The organism is Streptomyces sp. NPDC002467, from assembly GCF_042889825.1.
Lineage (GTDB): Bacteria > Actinomycetota > Actinomycetes > Streptomycetales > Streptomycetaceae > Streptomyces.
Genome location: NZ_JBIARJ010000006.1, coordinates 45,272 through 67,817, shown reverse-complemented (window position 1 = coordinate 67,817; position 22,546 = coordinate 45,272). Strand labels below are relative to the sequence as shown.

Here is a 22,546-nt window from a genome sequence, read left to right as displayed (position 1 = left end):
GTCGCACATGCCGCTGCTGGAACCGAAGCCGGGGGCCGTGCGCCCGCGCGGCATCAGCGGCCCCTCGCCCGACCGGGTGCCCGAGCACCGGGCGGGCGGCACCCCGGAGCCGCTGCGGACCGAGCTGATCGAGCTGCTCGGCGCCGAGAAGGTGCTGTGGAAGGTCTCGGACCTGGTCCGCTACGCCTCCGACGCCTCCCCTTACCGGTTCGTCCCCCAGGTCGTGGTGATCGCCGAGGACCTCGACGACGTCTCCGCGGTGCTCTCGTACGCCCACGGCCGGCAGCGCGACGTGGTCTTCCGCGCCGCCGGGACCTCCCTCAACGGCCAGGCCCAGGGCGAGGACATCCTCGTGGACGTACGCCGCCACTGGGCCGGGATCGAGGTGCTCGACGGGGGCCGGCGGGCCCGGATCCGGCCCGGTACGACGGTCATGCGGGCCAATGCCGCCCTCGCCCGGCACGGCCGGATCCTCGGCCCCGACCCGGCCAGCGCCATCGCGTGCACCCTCGGCGGGGTCGTCGCGAACAACTCGTCCGGCATGACGGCGGGCACCACCCGCAACGCGTACCGCACGCTGTCCTCCCTGACCCTCGTCCTGCCCGGCGGCACCGTGGTGGACACGGCCGACCCGCTGGCGGACGAGGAACTGGCGCGCGCGGAACCGGCCCTGTGCCGCGGCCTGATGGAGATCAAGAAGGAGATCGAGGCGGACGCCGCCCTCGTCTCGCGGATCCGCGCCAAGTACGAGATCAAGAACACCACCGGCTACCGCCTCGACGCGTACCTCGACGGCAACACCCCCGTGGAGATCCTGCGCGGTCTGATGGTCGGGTCGGAGGGCACTCTGGGATTCATCTCCGAGGTCGTCTTCGACACCCTCCCGCTCGACCGCGAACTCTGCTCCGCCCTGCTGTTCTTCCCCTCGCTGCCCGCGGCCGCGGCCGCCGTGCCGCTCTTCAACGAGGCGGGCGCCATCGCCGTCGAGCTGATGGACGGCAACACCCTGCGCGCCTCGGTCAGCGTCGACGGCGTGCCCGCCGACTGGGCGGCCCTGCCCAAGAACACGACCGCCCTGCTCGTGGAGTTCCGCGCACCCGACGAGGAGGGCCGCGCCGCCTGTGAGCGGCGCGCGGCCGAGGTCCTGGCCGGGCTCGACCTGGTGGCGCCCGCGGCTTCGGTCACCAATGCCTTCACCCGGGACGCGCACACCGTCAACGGCTACTGGAAGGCCCGCAAGGCGTTCGTCACCGCCGTCGGAGGGGCCCGCCCCTCCGGCACGACCCTGATCACCGAGGACTTCGCGGTGCCGCCGTCCCGGCTCGCCGAGGCCTGCGAGGCGCTGCTGGAACTCCAGGCGGAGCACGGCTTCGACGCCGCCGTCGCCGGTCACGCCGCCCACGGCAACCTCCACTTCCTGCTCGCCTTCGACGCCTCCGATCCGACCGACGTCGAGCGGTACGCGGCGTTCATGGACGCCTTCTGCCGGCTCACCGTGGAGCGGTTCGACGGCTCCCTGAAGGCCGAGCACTCCACCGGCCGCAACATGGCGCCCTTCCTGGAACTGGAGTGGGGCCCCCGGGCCACCGAGCTGATGTGGCGCACCAAGCGGGTCGTCGACCCGGACGGGGTGCTCGCCCCGCGCATCCTCCTCGACCGCGATCCGGGCGCCCATCTGCGCGGCCTGAAGACGATCCCCCGGGTGGAGGCGGTCGCCGACCCGTGCATCGAGTGCGGGTTCTGCGAACCGACCTGCCCCAGCGGGGACCTGACGACCACTCCCCGCCAGCGCATCGTGCTGCGCCGCGAGATGACGCGCCAACAGCCCGGCTCGCCCGTGCTGGACGGGCTTCTGGACTCCTACGGCCACGACGCCGTGGACACCTGCGCGGGGGACTCCACCTGCGCGCTCGCCTGCCCGGTCGGCATCGACACCGGCGCGCTGATGAAGGACTTCCGCCACCGTCGGCACGGCTCCCGCGAGGAGGCCGCGGCGGCGCTCGCGGCCCGCCGCTTCAAGGCCGTCGAGGCCGCCGCCCGGCTGGCCGTGGCCGCCGCCGGCAGGATCACCGACCTGGTCGGGAACGGGCCCCTCACGGCGGTGACGGGGACAGCCCGCAAGGCCGTACGCCCGGACCTGGTGCCGCAGTGGCTGCCGCAGATCCCCGGGGCCGCCGCCCGCGAGCTGCCCCCGACCCGGCGGGTGGGCGCCCGCGCGGTGTACTACCCGGCCTGCGTCAACCGGATCTTCGGCGGGCCGGAGGGCCGGCCCGGGCCCTCGCTGCCGGAGGCCGTGGTGGCGGTCTCGGAGCGGGCCGGGAAGCCGGTGTGGATCCCCGGCGACGTGCACGGCACCTGCTGCGCGACCATCTGGCACTCCAAGGGCTACGAAGAGGGCAACCGGGTGATGGCCAACCGGATCGTGGAGGCGGCCTGGGGCTGGACGGCCGGGGGCCGGCTGCCGCTGGTCGTCGACGCCTCCTCCTGCACCCTGGGCATCGCGCACGAGGTGGTCCCGTACCTGACGGAGTTCAACCGCGCGCTCCACGCCGAGCTGCGGATCGTCGACTCGATCGTGTGGGCGGCGGACGAGTTGCTGCCGCACCTGGAGATCCTCCGCACGGTGGGCTCGGCGGTGCTGCACCCCACCTGCTCGATGCGGCACCTGGGCGACGAGGCGCAGCTGCGGGCGGTGGCCGGGGCGTGCGCGGACGAGGTGGTGGTCCCGGACGACGCGGGCTGCTGCGCCTTCGCGGGCGATCGGGGCATGCTGCACCCGGAGCTGACGGCCTCGGCGACGGCGCGCGAGGCCGCCGAGGTGACGGCTCGGGAGTTCGACGCGCACCTGTCGGCGAACCGGATGTGCGAGGTGGGCATGGACCGGGCGACCGGCCGCACCTACCACTCGGCCCTGCTCGAACTGGAGCGCGCGACCCGGCCGTGAGCGCCGGTGTGCGCGACCCGTCTGACCAGGTACCAAGCGACCCTCCGGCTCCGCAAACCTCTTCGTCGGGGGCCGCTGTCCACGGAAAATCGATTGCCCGGCGCGCATCCGGAAGGCGAACCTTGCACGGCTTCGAACCTTCGACCAGCCATGGGGCGTCATGCAGATCAGCGATCTTCCGTATCCGGATCCCGGGGTACCCGATGCTCGCTCCGGCCCCCGTTTCCTGCTGTGGCTGGGCCGGGGTCAGTTGGGCGGCCAGCTCAAGAGCCTGGCCTGGGGAATGCTGCACTTCTCGGGCATCGCCGGACTGCCGTACGCGGTGGGCCTGGGCGTCGACGCGGTCGTGGAACGCGACTCGTCGCGGCTGCTGCTCGTCGGCGGGCTCCTCGTCCTGATCGGCGTCGCCATCGCGCTGGGCGACGCCATGCTCCACAGGACGGCCGTCACCAACTGGATCACCGCCGCCGCCCGCGTCCAGCAGCTGCTCGCGCGCAAGACCGCCGAGCTCGGCTCCGCCCTGACCCGGCGGGTCGCGGCGGGCGAGGTCGTCGCGGTCTCCACCGGTGACGTGGAGAAGATCGGCTGGTTCGTCGAGGCGGTGTCCCGCTTCCTCGCGGCCGTGTTCTCCGTCGTCCTCGTCTGCACCGGCCTGCTGTTCTACGCACCCGAGCTCGGCGTGGTCGTCGCGATCGGCGTGCCCCTGGTTGCCCTGGCCGCGCTCCCGTTGCTGCCGCGCGCCACCCAACGCGCCGACGTCCAGCGGGAGAAGGCGGGCAAGGCCACCGAACTGGCTTCGGACACGGTCGCGGGTCTGCGCGTCCTGCGCGGCATCGGCGGTGAGGAGCTGTTCCTCGGCCGTTACCGCGAGGCCTCGCAGGAGGTCCGCAAGGCCGCCGTGCGCAGTGCCCGGACGTGGGCACTGATCTCCGCGATCCAGGTGCTGCTGCCGGGCGCGCTGATGATCACGGTGGTCTGGTACGGCTCCACGCTCGTCCTGGACGGGCGCATCGCGGTCGGTGAACTCGTCGCGGCGTTCAGCGCGGTGGCGACGATGCTGTATCCCTTGCGGCATGTGGAAGAGATCGCCATGGCGTACTCCTTCTCGCGTCCCTCCGCCAAGCGGGCCGCCCGGGTGCTCTCGCTGACCCGGCACGACGCCGCCGAGGCCCCCTCGGGCGTCGCGACGCCGAAGCCCCCGGCTCCGGGCGGGGACCTGTACGACCCGCAGACCGGGCTGCTGGCCCCGGCGGGCCGGTTCACGGCCGTGGTGTGCGGAGATCCGGACCTGGCGGGGCGGCTCGCGGAACGCCTCGGCGGGCACGCGCCGGCCGGGGAGGCCGAACCGACCGGTGGGCCCTCGGCGCTCCTGGGCGGGGTCGCGCTGGACGAACTCGCACTGGACGACGCGCGCCGGCTGGTGCTCGTACAGGACAAGGATCCGGTACTGCTGTCCGGGACGCTGCGCGACCTGTTCGACGTACCGGCCTCCGGGGCGGTGGACGCGGGCGAGGCGCTGGCGGCCGCCCAGTGCGCGGACGTCCTGGACGCGCTGCTGCAGTCGGCGCCCGACGGGACCCTGGACCCGATGGACGCGCGGATCACCGAGCGCGGCCGGTCGCTGTCCGGTGGGCAGCGCCAGCGCCTCGCGCTGGCGCGGTCCCTGGTGACCGACCCGGAGGTGCTGGTGCTCGACGAGCCGACCTCGGCGGTGGACTCGCACACCGAGGCACGGATCGCGGACGGGATCGCCGCACTGCGCGACGGCCGGACCACGGTCGTGCTGGCGTCCTCGCCGCTGCTGCTGGACCGCGCGGACCGGGTGGTACTGATCGACGGGGGAACGGTGGCGGCGACCGGCACCCATCGCGAACTGCTGGGCACCGAACCGCGCTACCGGGCGGTCGTCACCCGCGAGACCGAGGAGGAGCAGCGGCTCGCCGGGCTCGACCTGCCGGATATGGAAGAAGCACTCACCGAAATCGAGGAATCAGCATGATCGGCGTGGCGCCGCCGGACTACGATCCGGCGGCCCCCGAGACGGCCGCGACCCTGCCCGTGGGCACGCCGGCGACCGTACGGGGTTATGTGCGCGGCCTGTTCCGGCGCCACCGGGGCGCCTTCCTGGCGCTCGTGGGCGTCAACGCGGCCGCGGTGACCGCCTCCATGGTCGGCCCGTACCTGCTGGGCCAGGTCGTGGACGACCTGACGGCGGGAGCGCGGGAGCTGCATCTGGGGCGGGTGGCGCTGCTGTTCGCGCTGGCGCTCGCCGTCCAGACGTTCTTCGTGCGGCTGGTCCGTCTGCGCGGGGCGATGCTCGGCGAGGAGATGCTGGCGGATCTGCGCGAGGACTTCCTGGTGCGGTCGGTCGGGCTGCCGCCGGGCGTGCTGGAGCGGGCCGGCACCGGTGACCTGCTGTCGCGGATCACCACCGACATCGACCGGCTGGCCAACGCGATGCGGGAGGCCGTACCGCAGCTGGCCATCGGTGTGGTGTGGGTGTCGCTGCTGTTCGGGGCGCTCGCGGTGACCGCGCCGCCGCTGGCGCTCGCCGCGCTCGTGGCGCTGCCCGTGCTGGTGATCGGCTGCCGCTGGTACTTCAGGCGGGCGCCTTCGGCGTACCGATCCGAGGCGGCCGGTTACGCGGCGGTGGCGGCGGCGCTGACGGAGACCGTGGACGCCGGACGCACGGTCGAGGCGCACCGCCTCGGGCCCGCGCGGATCGCGCGGTCGGAGCGGCGGATCACCCAGTGGGTCGCGTGGGAGCGGTACACGCTGTTCCTGCGGACGGTCCTGTTCCCCGTCGTGAACGTCACGTTCGTGACGATCCTCGGCTCGGTGCTGATGATCGGCGGCTACTGCGTGCTCCGGGGCTGGATGTCGGTGGGGCAGCTGACCACCGGGGCCCTGCTGGCTCAGATGATGGTCGACCCGATCGGTCTGATCCTGCGCTGGTACGACGAACTCCAGGTCGCGCAGGTGTCGCTGGGCCGTCTGGTGGGCGTGCGGGAGATCGAGCCGGACGCGGGCGACGCCGGCGTCTCCCCGGAGGGTCGTGCCGTCCGGGCGGACGAGGTCCGCTTCGGCTACCGGGAGGGCGTGGACGTCCTGCACCAGGTGTCGATGGCCGTGCCGCCGGGCACCCGGATGGCGCTCGTGGGGCCTTCGGGCGCGGGCAAGTCCACGCTGGGCCGACTGCTGGCGGGCATCTACGCGCCGCGGACCGGCGAGGTCACGCTCGGCGGTGCCCGGCTGGCGGGGATGACCGCGGAGCGGGTGCGCGAGCACGTGGCATTGGTCAACCAGGAGCACCACGTGTTCGTCGGCTCGCTGCGCGACAACCTCCGCCTCGCGCGGACGGGCGCCGGGGACGGCGAGCTGTGGGCGGCGCTGGGCGCGGTGGACGCCGACGGCTGGGCGCGGGCTCTGGAGGCCGGTCTGGACACCGAGGTCGGCTCGGGCGGTACGGCGCTGACTCCGGCGCAGGCGCAGCAGATCGCGCTGGCCCGGCTGGTGCTGGCGGACCCGCACACGCTGGTGCTGGACGAGGCCACCTCGCTGCTGGATCCGCGTGCGGCACGGCACCTGGAGCGGTCGCTGGCCCGGGTGCTGGACGGTCGTACGGTCATCGCCATCGCCCACCGGCTGCACACGGCGCACGACGCGGACGTGATCGCGGTGGTGGAGGCGGGCCGGATCAGCGAACTCGGCTCGCACGACGAGCTGGTCGCGGCCGACGGCGCGTACGCGGCGCTGTGGCGGTCCTGGCACGGCTGATCGCGGCGAGTGAGTCGAAGAGGGAGGTGGGGAGGGGGATTTCGGGACGTACCCGCTCCTCGCCACTCTCAACTTATAGCGCAGTGGGGGGCTTGCGGCAAGGCCCCGATCATGACGCAGAATCAGCGGCCCAGACCAGATTCCGCGACATTCGGGGGACCCACCCAGTGCGAGTTTCGACCTCGGCCACCAGCACGTTCGACCTTCCCGACCACCTCTCTCCCAAGGCCGACCCGTCGCTGATCGACGGCGACGAGCAGCACTTCGCGGCCATCGCCGAGAGCCTGGAGCAGTCGATCTCCGAGGTGTCCGAGCGCCTCGACGCGGCGCGCAGGGCTCCCGGCGGCATCGGCCGGGAGGCGATGGACCGCGACACGGAGATCCACCGGCTGACGGGGCGCCTGCGCACGCTGCGCCGGTTCGGCCTGGACCTGTGCCTCGGACGCATCGTCGGCGCGGACGGCGACGAGCCCGTCCACATCGGTCGCCTCGGCCTCACCGACAGTACGGGGCGCCGACTGCTGCTCGACTGGCGCTCGCCGGCGGCCGAGCCGTTCTTCGCGGCGACCCACGCCAGTCCGATGGGGCTCGCGAGCCGCCGCCGGTACCGCTGGACCCGCGGCCGGATCACCGACTACTGGGACGAGGTGTTCACCGCCGACGGACTCGAAGGGCACGCCGCGCTCGACGACCAGTCCGCGTTCATCGCCAGTCTGGGCGGCACCCGCTCGTCCCGGATGCGCGACGTGCTCGGCACCATCCAGGCCGACCAGGACGCCATCATCCGGGCGGGGTCCCGCGGCGCCCTCGTCGTCGACGGCGGCCCCGGCACGGGCAAGACCGTCGTGGCGCTGCACCGCACCGCCCACCTCCTCTACTCCGACCCCCGCCTGGGGCACCGGCGGGGCGGCGTGCTGTTCGTCGGTCCGCACCGGCCCTATCTGGACTACGTCGCCGACGTGCTGCCCAGTCTCGGCGAGGAGGGCGTCCAGACCTGCCTGGTGCGGGACCTCGTCGACGAGGGAGCCGGGGCGACGGTCGAGGGCGACCCGGAGGTGGCCCGGCTGAAGTCGTCCGCGGACATGGTGCGGGCGATCGAGCCGGCCGTCGCCCTCTACGAGGAGCCGCCCGCGAAGGGCATGACGGTCGAGACCCACTGGGCGGACGTCTGGCTGAGCGCCGAGGACTGGGCCGCGGCGTTCGACGCACCGGAGCCGGGCACCCCGCACAACGAGGCACGCGACGTGATCTTCGAGGAGCTGGTCGCGATCCTGCTGGACAAGCACGACGACGAGGAGGACATCTCCCCGCAGTTGTTCCGCAGGTCGCTGCGGCAGAACCGGGAGCTGGTCACCGCCCTGAACGACGCGTGGCCGATGCTGGAGGCGACCGACCTCGTCGGAGACCTGTGGTCCGTCCCCGCCTACCTGCGCAAGTGCGCCCCGTGGCTCGGCCCCGACGAGGTCGCGAGGCTCCAGCGCGCCGACCCCCGGGCCTGGACGGTCTCCGATCTTCCGCTGCTGGACGCGGCGCGGCAGCGGCTGGGCGACCCGGAGGCGTCGAAGCGCAGCCGTCGCCAGGAGGCGGCCGTCGCCGCCGAACGCGCGCGGATGGCCGATGTCATCGACCGGGTCCTCGAAGCCGACGCCGACGGCGAGGGCGCGGTGACGATGCTGCGCGGGAAGGACCTCCAGGACAGCCTGATCGACGAGACCGCGCTGCCCGGCGTCGACCGGGACCTGCTCGCCGGCCCGTTCGCGCACATCGTCGTGGACGAGGCCCAGGAACTGACCGACGCGGAGTGGCAGATGCTGCTGCTGCGCTGCCCGTCGCGGAGCTTCACCATCGTCGGCGACCGCGCACAGGCCAGGCACGGGTTCGCGGACTCGTGGCGGGAGCGGCTGGAGCGGGTCGGGTTCGACCGGATCGAGCTCGCTTCCCTGAGCGTCAACTACCGGACGCCGCAGGAGGTCATGGCGGAGGCGGAGCCGGTCATCCGGGCCGTGCTCCCGGACGCCAACGTGCCGACCTCCGTCCGCGACAGCGGCGTCCCCGTCGGGCGCGGATCGGTTTCGGAGCTCGACTCGGTCCTCGACGCCTGGCTCGCCGCGAACGCGGACGGCATCGCGTGCGTCATCGGTGCCCCCGGCTTCCGGGGGACGTCCCGCGTCCGGTCGCTGACGCCGAGCCTGTCGAAGGGCCTCGAATTCGACCTGGTGGTCCTCGTCGATCCGGAGAACTTCGGCGAGGGCGTCGAAGGGGCGGTCGACCGCTATGTCGCGATGACCCGGGCGACCCGGCAGCTCGTCGTCCTCACGAGCTCCTGACACCGGACGGACGGCCTCCGTCGCCGTGCGGGGCGACGGAGGCCGTCCGGACCGGGGACCTCAGATGAACCCGAGGGCGGAGGCCCCGCCGAAGCCGCCCAGCAGGACGAACACGGGCATCAGGACCTTCAGCTCGACCCAGCTGCCGGCGCGGAAGCGCATCGCCTTCGGCGGGCCCAGCGCGTACCAGCGCTTGCCGGCGATCGGGAGGGGCCACAGCACCGGGCAGCCGGAGACGGTCAGCGCGTCGCCGATGTCGTGGACCAGGGCGCCGAGCACGATCGGCAGGCCGAGCCAGAGGTACTCCTGGCCGGGGCCGGTGAACAGCCAGTTCGCGCCGTTGCCGGGCTGGTCGAGGATCCCGGCCAGGATCCAGGCGCTGGTGGCGCCGAGCAGCCACACCAGGACGTCGCTGGAGACCCGGGCGGCCCGCCACAACAGGCCTTCGACCGCCAGGACCAGGTGGACGAAGAGGATCGCGAGCACGCCCCAGCGGTCGGCGGTGACGGCGAGGGCGGAGGCGCCGCCGCCTATCAGGACGGCCCAGAGCCAGGTGTGCGTCAGAGTGCGGTGGCCGCCGGTGCGGCGCGCGTCCTTCTTGGAGCGGGTGGACTTGTAGACGGCGTAGGAGATCTTGTCGACCACCTCGCACAGGCCCCGGGACAGTGGCCCGAAGGCGCGCGAGATCGTCGCCGACTTGTGGTCGAGGTCGGGGGCGAGGGCCGCTCCGGCGCAGATCAGTGCGCCGACGACGAGGACGGGCCACGGCATCGGGTGCCCGGCGGCCGCGGTCGCGGCGCCCACCCCCAGCCAGGCCGCTGCCCCGGACAGTGAGTGCGCCGGACCCATCATGGTCGTTCCCCGCCCCGGTGGTGTGGTGTTCGGGCCCTGTCGACTGGTTCGTTCGGGCCGCATCGACGGCACAGCGTACCGTCGGTGATCTTCATTCCGTCCGCCGGTTCCCTCATCCGGGGGGAAGCCAGGCAAGATGGGGGGTGTGACCCTCATTGATCAGCTCCCGCCGAACGCCGACCCCGACGCCCTCTTCGAGGCTTTCTCCTCGTGGGCCGAGGACCAGGGCATCACCCTGTACCCGGCTCAGGAGGAGGCGCTGATCGAGGTCGTCTCCGGGGCCAACGTGATCCTTTCCACCCCGACCGGCTCCGGCAAGAGCCTCGTCGCCGCCGGTGCGCACTTCACGGCCCTGGCCCAGGACAAGGTCACCTTCTACACCGCGCCGATCAAGGCGCTGGTGTCGGAGAAGTTCTTCGACCTGTGCAAGCTCTTCGGCACCGAGAACGTCGGCATGCTCACCGGCGACGCCTCCGTGAACGCGGACGCCCCGGTGATCTGCTGCACCGCCGAGGTGCTGGCCTCCATCGCCCTGCGCGACGGCAAGTACGCCGACATCGGCCAGGTCGTGATGGACGAGTTCCACTTCTATGCCGAGCCGGACCGCGGCTGGGCCTGGCAGATCCCGCTGCTGGAGCTGCCGCAGGCGCAGTTCGTCCTGATGTCGGCGACCCTCGGCGACGTGAAGCGGTTCGAGGACGAACTGACCCGGCGCACCGGCCGGCCCACCTCGGTGGTCCGCTCCGCGACCCGGCCCGTCCCGCTGTCGTACGAGTACGTCACGACGCCGATCACCGACACGATCACCGAGCTGCTGGAGACCCGGCAGGCCCCCGTCTACATCGTGCACTTCACCCAGGCCCAGGCGGTCGAGCGGGCGCAGTCGCTCATGAGCATCAACATGTGCACCCGCGAGGAGAAGGACAAGATCCAGGACCTGATCGGCAACTTCCGCTTCACCACCAAGTTCGGCCAGAACCTCTCCCGCTACGTCCGGCACGGCATCGGTGTGCACCACGCCGGCATGCTGCCCAAGTACCGGCGTCTGGTGGAGAAGCTGGCGCAGGCCGGCCTGCTGAAGGTGATCTGCGGTACCGACACCCTCGGCGTCGGCGTCAACGTCCCGATCCGCACGGTGCTGTTCACCGCTCTCACCAAGTACGACGGCAACCGGGTCCGCACGCTGCGCGCCCGCGAGTTCCACCAGATCGCCGGCCGCGCCGGACGGGCCGGCTTCGACACGGCGGGCTATGTGGTCGCGCAGGCGCCCGAGCACGTCATCGAGAACGAGAAGGCGCTCGCGAAGGCGGGCGACGACCCGAAGAAGCGCCGCAAGGTGGTCCGCAAGAAGGCCCCGGAGGGCTTCGTCGCCTGGTCGGACACCACGTTCGAGAAGCTGATCGCGGCCGACCCGGAGCCGCTCACCTCGCGCTTCAAGGTCACCAACATCATGCTCCTGTCGGTCATCGCCCGGCCGGGCGACGCCTTCCAGGCGATGCGCCACCTCCTGGAGGACAACCACGAGCCGCGCAAGGCCCAGCTGCGGCACATCCGTCGGGCCATCGCGATCTACCGCTCGCTGCTGGACGGCGGTGTGGTCGAGAAGCTCGACACCCCGGACGCGGAGGGCCGCACGATCCGGCTGACCGTCGACCTCCAGCAGGACTTCGCGCTGAACCAGCCGCTGTCCACCTTCGCGCTGGCCGCCTTCGACCTGCTGGACCAGGAGTCCCCCTCCTACGCCCTGGACATGGTGTCGGTCGTGGAGTCCACGCTGGACGACCCGCGCCAGATCCTGGCCGCCCAGCAGAACAAGGAACGCGGCATGGCCGTGGGCGCGATGAAGGCCGACGGGATCGAGTACGAGGAGCGGATGGAGCGCCTCCAGGAGGTCACCTATCCCAAGCCGCTCGAAGAGCTGCTGGTCCACGCCTACGACGTGTACTCCAAGAGCCACCCGTGGGTGCGCGACCACCCGGTCTCCCCGAAGTCGATCATCCGCGACATGTACGAACGCGCGATGACCTTCACGGAGTTCACCTCCTACTACGAGCTGGCCCGCACCGAGGGCATCGTGCTGCGCTACCTGGCGAGCGCCTTCAAGGCGCTCGACCACACCATCCCGGACGACCTCAAGTCCGAGGACCTCCAGGACCTGATCGAGTGGCTCGGCGAGCTGGTGCGCCAGGTCGACTCCAGCCTGCTGGACGAGTGGGAGCAGCTGGCGAACCCGGAGGTGGAGACGGCGGAGGAGGCCCAGGAGAGGGCCGACCAGGTCAAGCCGGTCACCTCCAACGCGCGCGCCTTCCGCGTCCTGGTCCGCAACGCCATGTTCCGCCGGGTGGAGCTGGCCGCCCTGGACCACGTCAACGTGCTGGGCGAACTGGACTCCGACTCCGGTTGGGACGCCGACGCCTGGGCCGACGCCATGGACGGGTACTGGGACGAGTACGACGACCTGAGCACCGGTCCCGACGCGCGCGGCCCGAAGCTGCTGCAGATCGAGGAGGACCCGGCGCACGGCCTGTGGCGCGTCCGGCAGACCTTCGCCGACCCCAACGGCGACCATGGCTGGGGCATCAGCGCCGAGGTCGACCTCGCGGCTTCCGACGAGGAGGGCCGGGCCGTCATCCGGGTCACCTCGGTGGGCGAGCTCGGCGCACTCTGACCACCGCCCGCGTCCCCCAGTAGTCCCCGCCGACGACCGTGGAGATCCCCTGATGACGAACCCCGCCGAGAGACTGGTCGACCTGCTCGATCTGGAGCAGATCGAGGTCAACATCTTCCGCGGCGCCAGCCCCCAGGAGTCGCTCCAGCGCGTCTTCGGCGGGCAGGTCGCCGGCCAGGCTCTGGTGGCCGCGGGCCGCACCGTCGAAAGCGGACGGCCCGTCCACTCGCTGCACTCGTACTTCCTGCGCCCGGGCATCCCCGGGGTGCCGATCGTGTACCAGGTGGAGCGGGTGCGCGACGGGCGGTCCTTCACCACGCGCCGGGTCACCGCGGTCCAACAGGGCAAGACGATCTTCAATCTCACCGCCTCCTTCCATCACCCGGAGGAGGGCGGCATCGAGCACCAGCTCCCTCCTCACCACTACCCCCACCCGGACACGCTCCCCAAGGTCGCGGACGAGATCCGCGAGCACCTCGGGGAGCTGCCGGAGGCGCTGGAGCGGATGGCCCGCCGCCAGCCCTTCGACATCCGCTACGTCAACCGGCTCCGCTGGACCCCCGAGGAGCTCAAGGGAGCCGACCCGCGCAGCGCGGTGTGGATGCGCGCGGTCGGCCCGCTGGGCGACGACCCGCTCGTACACACCTGCGCCCTCACCTACGCCAGCGACATGACCCTCCTCGACGCCGTGCGCATCCCGGTGGAACCGCTGTGGGGGATGCGCGGGTTCGACATGGCGAGCCTCGACCACGCCATGTGGTTCCACCGGCCGTTCCGTACGGACGAGTGGTTCCTGTACGACCAGGAGTCGCCCATCGCGCACGGCGGCCGGGGCCTGGCCCGCGGCCGCATCTACGACCTGGAGGGCAGGCTGCTGGTCTCCGTGGTCCAGGAAGGCCTCTTCCGCCCCTATCCCGCCCCGAGTCCCTCCCCGAAGAACTGAGCACACCCCATGCCCACCCCGGCCCTCCCCTGCCCCTGCGGGCTGCCCGCCGCCTACCCGGACTGCTGTGGCCGCTTCCATTCCGGAGCGCAGCAGGCCCCCACCGCCGAGCGGCTGATGCGTTCCCGCTTCAGCGCCTTCGCGGTCGGTGACACCGCCTACCTGCTGCGCTCCTGGCACAGCACGACCCGCCCGTCCGACCTCGATCTGGATCCCGGGCAGCGCTGGGAGCGGCTGGAGATCCTGGGGACCGAGCGCGGCGGGATGTTCGAGACGGAGGGCTCGGTGGAGTTCCGCGCCCACTACCGCGAGGGCCGGCACACCGGCTCACTGCACGAGCACAGTGCCTTCACCCGCGAGGAGGGGGCCTGGGTCTACGTCGGCCCCCTCTCCCCCGTCGCGTTCGACTGATCGCGCGCCCCGGTGAGGGCGAAGTCCAGGCTGGTCCGGTACCAGTGGATCTCCTCCGGCTGATCCGCCTTCAGCAGCGCCGACGCCACCGTCGCGGCCTCCGGGACCTGCGGGTGCCCGTAGGGCGCCGGCGGGGCGAGGGCGGCCAGGACGAGCCGCTCCGCCTTCTCGGGCACGGCCGCCCTCAGCTCGCCCTCCGGGAGGACGGCCGCCAGGACCGCGGCGCGCGCCCACGGGTCGGCCGTCCGTCTCAGCAGCAGCCCGACGTGCCGCCCGCGCCACTTCCGCGGGCGCAGGTCCGCCTTGGCCGCCATCAGCTCCCGGTCCCCCGGCGGTGCGCTCCCGCGCAGCATGACCGGCTCCCGGGCCGCGAACTCCCTCAGCTCCGCCGCCAGATAGAGCCACACGACGGCCCGGTAGCGGTTGACCCGGTAGCCGACGGGCGTGAGGTGCCCACAGCGCGCGAGCCGGGTGAACCGGCTCGGCCCGACGCCCAGCGCCCGCGCCGCGGACGCCGCTCCGGCCACGGTCTCGACGCGCTCCCGCAACGCATCCGCCCCGCCGGCGCCCGGCGGGCACTCCGCGGACCTGACGCGGTCCAGTTCGGCCCGCGCGAAGCGCGCGGCGCCGCTGCGCGCCGGCGGCCCGGCGCGCACGATCCCCAATTGCACGGCCCTGGCGAACTCGGTGCGGCTCAGCCCCAGTTCACCGGCGGCCCGCGCACTCCCCACCAGTACGTCCCTGGCCGCCACGGTCTCCATCTGCATCATCACGGTCTCCCCCACGAGCAGCGATCACTCTGTGTGAAGACCGTAACTCAGCGCGACGACAACGTGCCGGGCCTGTGGACAACCCGGCGGGACGACGCGGACCGAGACGGCGCGACGCGGCGGGCTCAGCCGCCCGTGATGCGCCGCTCCGCGACCCCCAGGTGCTCTCCCACCCGGTTGACCAGCAGCGTCATCTCGTAGGCGACCTGGCCGATGTCGGCCTCGGCCGCGCTCAGCACGCACAGGCAGCTGCCCGCTCCGGCCGCCATCACGAACAGGACGCCCTCGTCGTACTCGACCATCGTCTGACGGACCTCACCGGCCCGGAAGTGCCGTCCGGATCCCTTCGCCAGGCTCTGCAGCCCGGCCGCCACGGCGGCGAGGTGTTCCCCGTCCTCCCGTGCCAGCCCGGCGCTCGCGCCCGTGACCAGGCCGTCGTTGGACAGCACCACCGCATGCCGTACCTGCTGAACCCGGCGCGTCAGGTCGTCCAACAGCCAGTCGAGCTGCTTGTCCAGTGCCATTCCCAACCCCTCCCCGTCGACGCGGCCGACATGGCCGCGCCCCACCCCGCATGGTCGTCCCGCAAGCCTTCCCCACCAGCGCCTTTCCGGCAAGGAGGATGTGCTCATGGCGAAGAAGATGACTCAAGAGGAATGGCGTGCGTTCGTCAGCCACTCCACTCGCACCGGCAAGCTCTCCACCGTCCGCGAAGACGGAAGTCCGCACGTCGCTCCCATCTGGTTCGTACTCGACGGCGACTCCTTCGTCTTCAACACCGGCAGGGACACCGTCAAGGGGCGCAACCTCGCCCGTGACGGCCGGGTCGCGCTCTGCGTGGACGACGACCGGCCTCCGTTCTCCTACGTCGTGCTCCAGGGCCGCGCGGAGATCAGCGAGTACGACGACGACGCGGACTCCATGCTCACCTGGGCGACCAGGATCGGCGCACGCTACATGGGCGAGGAACGCGCCGCCGACTTCGGGCGCCGCAACGCCGTCCCGAGCGAGCTCCTCGTCCGCGTCCCGATCGACAAGGTGATCGCCACGGCCGGCGTCGCCGACTGAGAGGTCCCCCGCGGGCCCGCGGGCCGACCGGTTCACACCGGACCGGCCTGCGGTTCCACCGAGTCCAACAGCCGGGCGGTGTGCACCCGCCCGGCGTACTCGACCAGCCTGATCAGCACTTCCTTCCCCGAGTCCTTGTCCCGCGCGTCGCAGAGCACCACCGGGGTGCCCTGCTCCAGATCGAGCGCCCGCGACACCTCGTGCGCCCCGTAACGCCGGGCGTCGGTGAAGCAGTTGACCGCGACCACGAACGGGATGCGCCGGTGCTCGAAGTAGTCCACCGCCGGAAAGCAGTCCTCCAACCTCCGCGTGTCGGCGAGCACCACCGCGCCGAGCGCGCCCTGCGACAGCTCGTCCCACAGGAACCAGAACCGGTCCTGGCCCGGCGTGCCGAACAGGTACAGGGACAGCCCCGAGCGGATGGTGATCCGGCCGAAGTCCATGGCCACGGTCGTGGTCGTCTTCTGGGCCACTCCGCCCGTGTCGTCGACCAGTTCACCGGCCTCGCTCAGCACTTCCTCCGTCCGCAGCGGCCGGATCTCGCTCACCGCGCCCACCAGCGTGGTCTTGCCGACTCCGAAACCGCCCGCGACGAGGATCTTCAACGCGAGCGCGGCCAGTTCGGGGTCCTCCTCCGGATCCACGTCGGCGGCCGAGCCCGCTCCCGGCAGCCCGTTGTCGTGTTGTCCCATCACAGCGCTCGCAATCCCTCGATGACTTCACGCAGAATCCGCTCGTCCGGCAGTTGCGCGGGCGGTACCGGCCTGCTGACCTTGACGTGCCCGCCCTCCAACAGGTCTCCCAACAGCACTCGCACCACGCCCACGGGCAGGTCGGCGTCCGCCGCGAGTTCCGCCACCGACTGGGTCTCGGACCGGCAGAGCCCGAGGAGCGCCCGGTGTTCGGGACCGAGCAGCGACTCGGCCGCCCCGTCGGTGCCCGCACCGCCCTCGGGGTCCATGACGACCAGGGCGATCAGGTCGAAGCGGACCCCGTGGGGTCCCGGCTTCGTACGCCCACCGGTCATGGCGTACGGGCGGACGAGCGGGCCGGCGTCGGCGTCGTACCACTGGTCGTTCATGTACCGGACCGCCGCCCTCAGCCGGCGGCCGGCGGGCGCGCCGCGAACCGGGGCGGGGTGTACAGGTGCTCGCCGACCCGCTTGACCAGGCGGGCCATCTCGTACGCGATGAGCCCGATGTCGGCGCCGGCGCCGCTGAGCACCGCCAGGCAGGAGCCGTCGCCCGCCGCCGCCACGAAGAGGAACCCCTCGTCCATCTCGACCATCGTCTGGCGCACGCCCCCGGCGTGGAAGTGCCGCCCCGCGCCCTTGGCGAGGCTGTGGAAGCCGGAGGCGACGGCGGCCAGGTGCTCCGCGTCCTCCCGGCTCAGTGCGCTGGAGGCGCCCACGGCCAGCCCGTCGTTGGAGAGGACCACGGCGTGCCGGACCTCACGGACCCGGACCACCAGGTCGTCCAGCAGCCAGTCCAGTTCACCGGACCTGCGGCCGCCGTCGAAGCCGATCCGCTGATGTTCGATCATCACACTTCTCCTTCGCTGCCTGCGTGGGGGGAGTCGTCCTGGACGCCGCGGACCCAGCCGGCCCGGTAGGCCGCCATCCGGTCCCGGGCCTGCTCCGGGCTGCGGCCCGGCGCGTCCTCGGGGAGGCGCGCTCCGGCCGGGCTCTTGGGGGCGGCCTCGCGCAGCTGCGGGACGAGGCTGGCCTGGCGCACGCGGCGCGGCAGTTCCGTGACCGAAGCCGGAGCCGATGCCGGAGCCGAAGCCGGTGCAGGTGCCGGTGCCGGTGCAGGTGCGGCGGACGGGGTACGGGTGACGGCGCCCCCGCCGGCGCGCGGCCTCAGCGGGGCCACCGCGGCCGGCGCCGGCCCCGGCTCACGCCGTTCGGGGGTCCGCTCCGGGGCCGGGATGCCGCGCGCCTCCTCCCGTACGACGGTCATGGCGGGCGGCTGCTCCGCACCGGCGACCGCCTTCGGCCGGGGGGCCGGTGCCGCGGCGGGGGTTTCGTTCGAGGACCGGCTCCGGGTCCGGTCCGGGGGCTCCGGGGCGGGGGCCGGTTCGGACTCGGGGGCACCGGCCGTGATCGCGCCTTGGAGCATCGAGTTCGGCAGGAGGACCACGGCGGTGGTGCCGCCGTACGGTGACGTGCGCAGGTGCACCTTCACGCCGTGACGGGCCGAGAGGCGGCTGACCACGAACAGGCCGAGCCGGTCGCTGTCGAAGAGGTCGAGTGCCTCGGACTGCTCGATCCGCCGGTTGGCCTCGCTCAGGGATTCGCGTCCCATGCCGAGCCCGCGGTCCTCGACCTCCAGGACGTACCCGGCCCCGACGGGCTCGCCGCTGACCCGGACCTTGGTGTGGGGAGGGGAGAACTGGGCCGCGTTCTCGATGAGTTCGGCGAGCAGGTGGGTGAGGTCGGCGACGGCGCCGCCGACGACGGCGGCCTCGGCGAACTGGCGGACCTCGATGCGCGGGTAGTCCTCGATCTCGGAGACGGCGGCCCGGACGACGTTCGTGAGGGGGACCGGCAGCCGCCAGGCCCGGCCCGGGGCGGCGCCCGACAGGATGATCAGGCTCTCCGCGTGGCGCCGCATCCGGGTGGTGAGGTGGTCGAGCCGGAAGAGGTCGCCCAGTTCGTTCGGGTCGTCGGCGCGGCGTTCCATGGAGTCGAGCAGGGTGAGCTGCTTGTGCACGAGGACCTGGCTGCGGCGGGCGAGGTTGACGAAGACCCCGGAGACGCTGCCGGCGAGCTCCGCGCGCTCGACGGCGGCGCTGAGCGCGGCCCGGTGGACGGTCGCGAGGGCCTCGCCGACCTGGGTGATCTCGTCGTCGGCCGGGGGTCCGGCCGGGGTCTCCGCCATGACGTCGATCTCCTCGCCGGCGCGCAGCCGCTCCATCGCCTCGGGGAGCTTGCGGCGGGCGATCTCCAGGGCGGTGTTGCGCAGCGAGACGAGTTCCACGACCAGGGCGCGGCCGATGCGTACGGAGATGACGAGGGAGGCCGCGACGGCGCCCAGGCCCAGGAGCACCGCGGCTCCGGCCGGGCCGAGCGCGCCCTCGGTGAACGGGTCGGCGCGGTCGGCGGCGGCGGTGTGCGCGGCCTCTTCGATCTCCCTCATCGAGCCGCCGACGCCGGCCTGGGCGGCCTCCCAGCCGGCGGGCACGGTGCGGCTGTCACGGGTGGTGCCGGCGGCCAGGGCCCGGTCCTCGGCGGCGGTGAGGTCGGCGTAGACGGCGCTCTTGGTGACGGACTGCCAGGCGGCCCGCTGGTCCCCGGGGAGGTCCCCGGCCGCGGCGGCGGTGAGGGTGCGGCGGGATTCGACGGCGCCGGTCAGACGGCGAAGCGTTTCGGCGGTCCGCGGGCCCGGCAGGGCGAGCAGCGCGTCCTCGCGGGCGAGCAGTTCCCCGGCGCGGGTGAATTCGAGCAGGACGCGGGCGTCGGCCCCCAGTTCGGCGTCCGGCCCGCCGGTCAGGGCGCCGCCGACGGCGAGGGCGGCGTCGACCACGCCGGTGTACGTCTCGTAGGCCCCTTCGGGGGTGGCCCTCCGGGCGGCGATGTCCTTGCGGGCCGCTCCCAGCGCCTCGGCGGCGGCCACGAACGTACCCAGCCGGTCCGCGATGTCGGCGCGGTAGCCGCCGGAGTCGGCGACGGTGTGCCCGTCGCCGAGGCGCAGCCGCCGGACGGCGGCCTCGGTGCGCCGGACCTGCGGGTCCAGGGCGGAGCCCGGGTCGGCGGCGGGGTCTGCGAGGAGCCTGACCGCGGCGCGCCGTTCGGCCTGGAGTTCGGTGACGGCGGCCGCGACGGGGGTGCGTATCTCGGTGTCGACCCGGTGGGCGAAGCTCAGCCGGGCCATGTCCTGGGCGGTGCTGACGGTGGCGAAGCCCCAGAGCGCGAGGAGCGAGACGACGGGGACCATCAGCAGCGAGACGATCTTCGCGCGGACGGTGGCGGGACGCAGCCCGGAACGGGCCGCGCGCGGGGCGGCGGGGAGGAGTTGGCGGGTCTCCCGCTCCGCCGGTTCCTCGGCGGGCGGCCCGGCGTGGGCCCGGCGGCCGCGGGCCGGGGGCGCGGGCGGGCGCTGCGCCGCTGCTTCCGGATGTCTGCGGGGTCTGCGCATGGGCTCCTCGTTCCGGGGCGGTGCCTACAGGTGCGGACTTACGGGCGTGCGGGGGGTGGGGGGGTGCGTGCGCGTCGGCGGCTCAGCGGGCGGTCGACACGGGGTGCGGGACGTGCCGCGCGGCGGCGGAGGCGGAGGCGGCCCGTTCGTCCGCGGTCGGGGACAGGGCGACGAAGGCGGCGGTGATGAACAGGTAGGAGCCGAGTCCGACGGCGAGGGGGAAGATGAACTGCATGGCCGTGGCGCCGGGCAGGGCCGCGTCCGAGGGGGTGACGGCGACGCGGACCGCCATCATCCCGGTGTAGTGCATGCTGCTGACCGCGGCGCCCATGACGAGCGAGGCACCCGCGACGGCGAGCGGCGACTTGATGTTGAGCGCGGCCCACAGGGCGGCGGTGGCCGCGACGACGGCGATGGCGACGGAGAGGCCGACGGTGACCGGCTTGTACGAGACGTGTCCGTGCAGGCGCAGGGCCGCCATGCCCAGGTAGTGCATGCTGGCGACGCCGAGGCCGGTGGTGAGGCCGCCGAGGACGAGGGAGCGGCCGCGTTGCCTTCCGTAGCCGACGGCGAAGACCCCGGCGCCGACGACGAGTACGGCGACGAGCAGGCTGAGGATGGTGAGCGGCACGTTGTAGTGGATCTCGGTGCCGGTGACGTCGAATCCGAGCATCGCGACGAAGTGCATCGTCCAGATGCCGGTGCCGATGGCGGAGGCCGCGGTGAGGAGCCAGTTGCGGCGGGATGGTCCGGTGGCGGCGAGCGCGCGGACGGTGCAGCGCAGCCCGAGGGCGGCGCCGATCGAGGCCATCACGTATGACAGCACGGGTGTCAGCCAGCCATAGGCTGCGTGGTCCAGGTGTCCCATGGCCACCGGACGCTAGTCCGGGTGAGCCCACGAACAAGGGGCGCATTTCGAAAGCAGCTGGAACTGCTGGAATATGACAGAGATACGTTCGTCTCCGATCACGCCGCGTACCACCTTGCGCACGCACCGCAGGGGTGCCGGGTGGGGGATCATGGGCGCATGAGCGAAGACCACACGCACGTCCGGGAATTCTTCGGGTCCCGCGCGTCCGGCTGGGACGGCAAGTTCCCCGGGGACGGCCCCGCGTTCCGGGCCGCCGTCGCCGATTTCGGACTGCGGCCCGGGGACCGCGTGCTCGACGCCGGCTGCGGCACCGGCCGGGCCCTGACCGCGCTACGGGCCGCCGTGGGACCCACCGGGACGGTGCTGGGCGCGGACCTCACCCCGCAGATGCTGGCCGAGGCGCGGCGGGCGGGACGGGCCTCCGAGGGCACCCTCCTGCTCGCCGACGTGGCCCGGCTGCCGCTGCGCGACGAGGTGCTCGACGCGGTGTTCGCCGCCGGGCTGATCGCCCACCTGCCCGAGCCGGCCGCGAACCTGCGGGAACTGGCCCGGGTGGTCCGACCCGGCGGCCGGCTCGCGCTCTTCCATCCGATCGGGCGGGCGGCCCTCGCCGCGCGCCACGGCCGCGAACTCACCCCGGGCGACCTGCGGGCCGAGCACAACCTGCGCCCGCTGCTGGCCGGTTCCGGCTGGGACGTGACCTCGTACGCCGACGAGGACGCCCGCTTCCTGGTCGTGGCCGTCCGCCGTCACGAGGGCGGCTGAGCCTCCGCCCCCGCGGGCCGGCGGGGATGCGGCACCGGGCAGCCGCTCGCGCCGGGCACCGGGAACGTGCCGAGCTCGCCGACGTCGTAGCCGTGCGGGTAGCCCTTGATCTCCGGGTTCTGCCGGGCGTAGTGCGGGGCCTTGCGCGGGGGCAGCAGCCGGACGGCTCGGCCGCGCAGCTTCAGGGCGCCCCGGATCAGCCGCTTGACCCGCGGGCGGGGGCTCTCGTAGCGGAAGGCGGCCAGCAGCGGCTCGTCGAGGAGCGAGAGGCTCAGTGCGCGCACGGCGGGGGCGAGCGGCGCCGGGTACCAGGAGGCCATCAGGCCGATGGTGGAGTCGGCGACCTTGCGGCCGCCCTCGTCCCAGCCGAAGTGGGCGTCCTCGTAGGCGTTCAGGGTCTCCTCGAACTCCTCGTAGGAGCCCGGGATGTCCGTGATGCCCAGGTGTCGACCGAGTTCGGCGTAGTAGTTCGCGGTCGCGCGGCGCTCGTGGTGCGTCATCGGGCGCCAGGCGTAGGCGTCCATCCAACGCGCCGGAATCACCACGAAAGTGCACAGCACGTAGCGCATGTCCTCGTTGGTGATGTCGTAGGCGCGGTGCATCTGGTTGACGCGGCGGATCGCCGTGCGCGCGGTCTCGCTCTGGAATCCGTGCTCGACGACGGCGTCGAGGAGCAACGCCGTGTCGTCGTAGCGCTTCTGCGGGCGGTCGGTGAACTCTGCCGTCTCGGCCAGCAGGCGGCCGATGGCGGGAACCGCGTAGGTGCGGAAGAGCGCGAGCTCCAGGGCGCGGGTGAAGTCCCAGGGGAACTCGTAGGTGGCGGTGAGCCGGTAGATGGCGAGGAAGTCCTTGTCGGGATCGAGCCGGAGGATCTCCCTCAGCCGGTCGTAACGCTGCACCGGGTATCCCTTTCTGTGGCGGGCTGCCAACTCTACGTGCAGGTGGCGGGCTTGGAAATCGTCACCCGCAGGCTCTCGACGGGTGGGTTACCGGCTGGTTAAGGTGCGGCCGACG

Annotated in this window: 18 protein-coding genes; 9 read left to right on the top strand and 9 right to left on the bottom strand. The window is 72.9% G+C overall.

Going from position 1 to position 22,546, the window contains the following annotated elements; translation table 11 throughout:
• The first annotated feature begins 7 nt into the window (after positions 1 to 7).
• From ACFYYJ_RS14665 to helR, 4 genes are all read left to right on the top strand, one after another.
• Positions 8 to 2,944, top strand: a complete 2,937-nt coding sequence (locus tag ACFYYJ_RS14665; RefSeq protein WP_385127814.1) for an FAD-binding and (Fe-S)-binding domain-containing protein — start codon at positions 8 to 10, stop codon at positions 2,942 to 2,944.
• A gap of 160 nt (positions 2,945 to 3,104) precedes the next feature.
• A complete protein-coding gene (locus ACFYYJ_RS14660; RefSeq protein WP_389132222.1) occupies positions 3,105 to 4,943 on the top strand; it encodes an ABC transporter ATP-binding protein in 1,839 nt (612 codons plus the stop codon).
• A complete protein-coding gene (locus ACFYYJ_RS14655; RefSeq protein ID WP_389132219.1) occupies positions 4,940 to 6,721 on the top strand; it encodes an ABC transporter ATP-binding protein in 1,782 nt (593 codons plus the stop codon). Before ACFYYJ_RS14660 ends, ACFYYJ_RS14655 begins: the two co-directional genes overlap by 4 nt.
• Before the next feature lie 167 nt (positions 6,722 to 6,888).
• The gene (helR, locus tag ACFYYJ_RS14650) at positions 6,889 to 9,048 is read left to right on the top strand and encodes an RNA polymerase recycling motor ATPase HelR (RefSeq protein WP_389132216.1); all 2,160 of its coding nucleotides are present in this window, start codon (positions 6,889 to 6,891) and stop codon (positions 9,046 to 9,048) included.
• A gap of 60 nt (positions 9,049 to 9,108) precedes the next feature.
• On the opposite strand, the gene ACFYYJ_RS14645 is transcribed toward helR, so the two are convergent.
• The gene (locus ACFYYJ_RS14645) at positions 9,109 to 9,900 is read right to left on the bottom strand and encodes a metal-dependent hydrolase (RefSeq protein ID WP_385133364.1); all 792 of its coding nucleotides are present in this window, start codon (positions 9,898 to 9,900) and stop codon (positions 9,109 to 9,111) included.
• Between the two features lie 145 nt (positions 9,901 to 10,045).
• Between ACFYYJ_RS14645 and ACFYYJ_RS14640 the strand changes: the two genes are divergently transcribed.
• The 3 genes from ACFYYJ_RS14640 to ACFYYJ_RS14630 are packed head-to-tail and all read left to right on the top strand — an operon-like array spanning position 10,046 to position 13,922.
• Positions 10,046 to 12,568, top strand: coding sequence for a DEAD/DEAH box helicase (locus ACFYYJ_RS14640; RefSeq protein ID WP_389132212.1), 2,523 nt, complete (start codon positions 10,046 to 10,048; stop codon positions 12,566 to 12,568).
• A 52-nt stretch (positions 12,569 to 12,620) separates the two neighbouring features.
• The gene (locus ACFYYJ_RS14635; protein WP_384584231.1) at positions 12,621 to 13,511 is read left to right on the top strand and encodes an acyl-CoA thioesterase; all 891 of its coding nucleotides are present in this window, start codon (positions 12,621 to 12,623) and stop codon (positions 13,509 to 13,511) included.
• A gap of 9 nt (positions 13,512 to 13,520) precedes the next feature.
• Positions 13,521 to 13,922 (top strand): YchJ family protein, encoded by a 402-nt coding sequence (locus tag ACFYYJ_RS14630; protein ID WP_389132209.1) that lies wholly within the window; start codon positions 13,521 to 13,523, stop codon positions 13,920 to 13,922.
• Here ACFYYJ_RS14630 and ACFYYJ_RS14625 read toward each other — a convergent pair.
• Together ACFYYJ_RS14625 and ACFYYJ_RS14620 are read right to left on the bottom strand one after the other, a co-directional pair.
• Complete coding sequence (locus tag ACFYYJ_RS14625) at positions 13,886 to 14,692, bottom strand: DUF6397 family protein (protein WP_389132207.1); 807 nt, start codon at positions 14,690 to 14,692, stop codon at positions 13,886 to 13,888. The genes ACFYYJ_RS14630 and ACFYYJ_RS14625 overlap by 37 nt on opposite strands.
• Before the next feature lie 125 nt (positions 14,693 to 14,817).
• A complete protein-coding gene (locus ACFYYJ_RS14620; protein ID WP_384584221.1) occupies positions 14,818 to 15,216 on the bottom strand; it encodes a roadblock/LC7 domain-containing protein in 399 nt (132 codons plus the stop codon).
• Between the two features lie 106 nt (positions 15,217 to 15,322).
• Here ACFYYJ_RS14620 and ACFYYJ_RS14615 point away from each other — a divergent pair, with 106 nt between their 5' ends.
• Positions 15,323 to 15,760, top strand: a complete 438-nt coding sequence (locus tag ACFYYJ_RS14615; protein WP_385133374.1) for a PPOX class F420-dependent oxidoreductase — start codon at positions 15,323 to 15,325, stop codon at positions 15,758 to 15,760.
• A 32-nt stretch (positions 15,761 to 15,792) separates the two neighbouring features.
• On the opposite strand, the gene ACFYYJ_RS14610 is transcribed toward ACFYYJ_RS14615, so the two are convergent.
• From ACFYYJ_RS14610 to ACFYYJ_RS14590, 5 genes are all read right to left on the bottom strand, one after another.
• Positions 15,793 to 16,452, bottom strand: a complete 660-nt coding sequence (locus tag ACFYYJ_RS14610; RefSeq protein ID WP_389132204.1) for an ATP/GTP-binding protein — start codon at positions 16,450 to 16,452, stop codon at positions 15,793 to 15,795.
• On the bottom strand, positions 16,452 to 16,841 hold the full coding sequence (locus ACFYYJ_RS14605; RefSeq protein ID WP_385357347.1) for a DUF742 domain-containing protein: 390 nt from the start codon (positions 16,839 to 16,841) through the stop codon (positions 16,452 to 16,454). Before ACFYYJ_RS14605 ends, ACFYYJ_RS14610 begins: the two co-directional genes overlap by 1 nt.
• A 17-nt stretch (positions 16,842 to 16,858) precedes the next feature.
• Positions 16,859 to 17,302 (bottom strand): roadblock/LC7 domain-containing protein, encoded by a 444-nt coding sequence (locus tag ACFYYJ_RS14600; protein WP_385357344.1) that lies wholly within the window; start codon positions 17,300 to 17,302, stop codon positions 16,859 to 16,861.
• Positions 17,302 to 19,896 (bottom strand): nitrate- and nitrite sensing domain-containing protein, encoded by a 2,595-nt coding sequence (locus ACFYYJ_RS14595; RefSeq protein ID WP_389132199.1) that lies wholly within the window; start codon positions 19,894 to 19,896, stop codon positions 17,302 to 17,304. Before ACFYYJ_RS14595 ends, ACFYYJ_RS14600 begins: the two co-directional genes overlap by 1 nt.
• An 82-nt stretch (positions 19,897 to 19,978) precedes the next feature.
• Positions 19,979 to 20,764 carry an MHYT domain-containing protein gene (locus ACFYYJ_RS14590; RefSeq protein ID WP_389132196.1) on the bottom strand — a complete coding sequence of 262 codons (786 nt, stop codon included), beginning with the start codon at positions 20,762 to 20,764 and terminating at the stop codon, positions 19,979 to 19,981.
• Positions 20,765 to 20,923: 159 nt separating this feature from the next.
• Here ACFYYJ_RS14590 and ACFYYJ_RS14585 point away from each other — a divergent pair, with 159 nt between their 5' ends.
• Positions 20,924 to 21,532: a class I SAM-dependent methyltransferase gene (locus tag ACFYYJ_RS14585; RefSeq protein WP_389132193.1), complete on the top strand. Its 609-nt coding sequence runs from the start codon at positions 20,924 to 20,926 to the stop codon at positions 21,530 to 21,532.
• Here ACFYYJ_RS14585 and ACFYYJ_RS14580 read toward each other — a convergent pair.
• Positions 21,517 to 22,431 carry an oxygenase MpaB family protein gene (locus ACFYYJ_RS14580; protein ID WP_389132191.1) on the bottom strand — a complete coding sequence of 305 codons (915 nt, stop codon included), beginning with the start codon at positions 22,429 to 22,431 and terminating at the stop codon, positions 21,517 to 21,519. The two genes, ACFYYJ_RS14585 and ACFYYJ_RS14580, sit on opposite strands and share 16 nt — an antisense overlap.
• Positions 22,432 to 22,546: the final 115 nt, after the last annotated feature.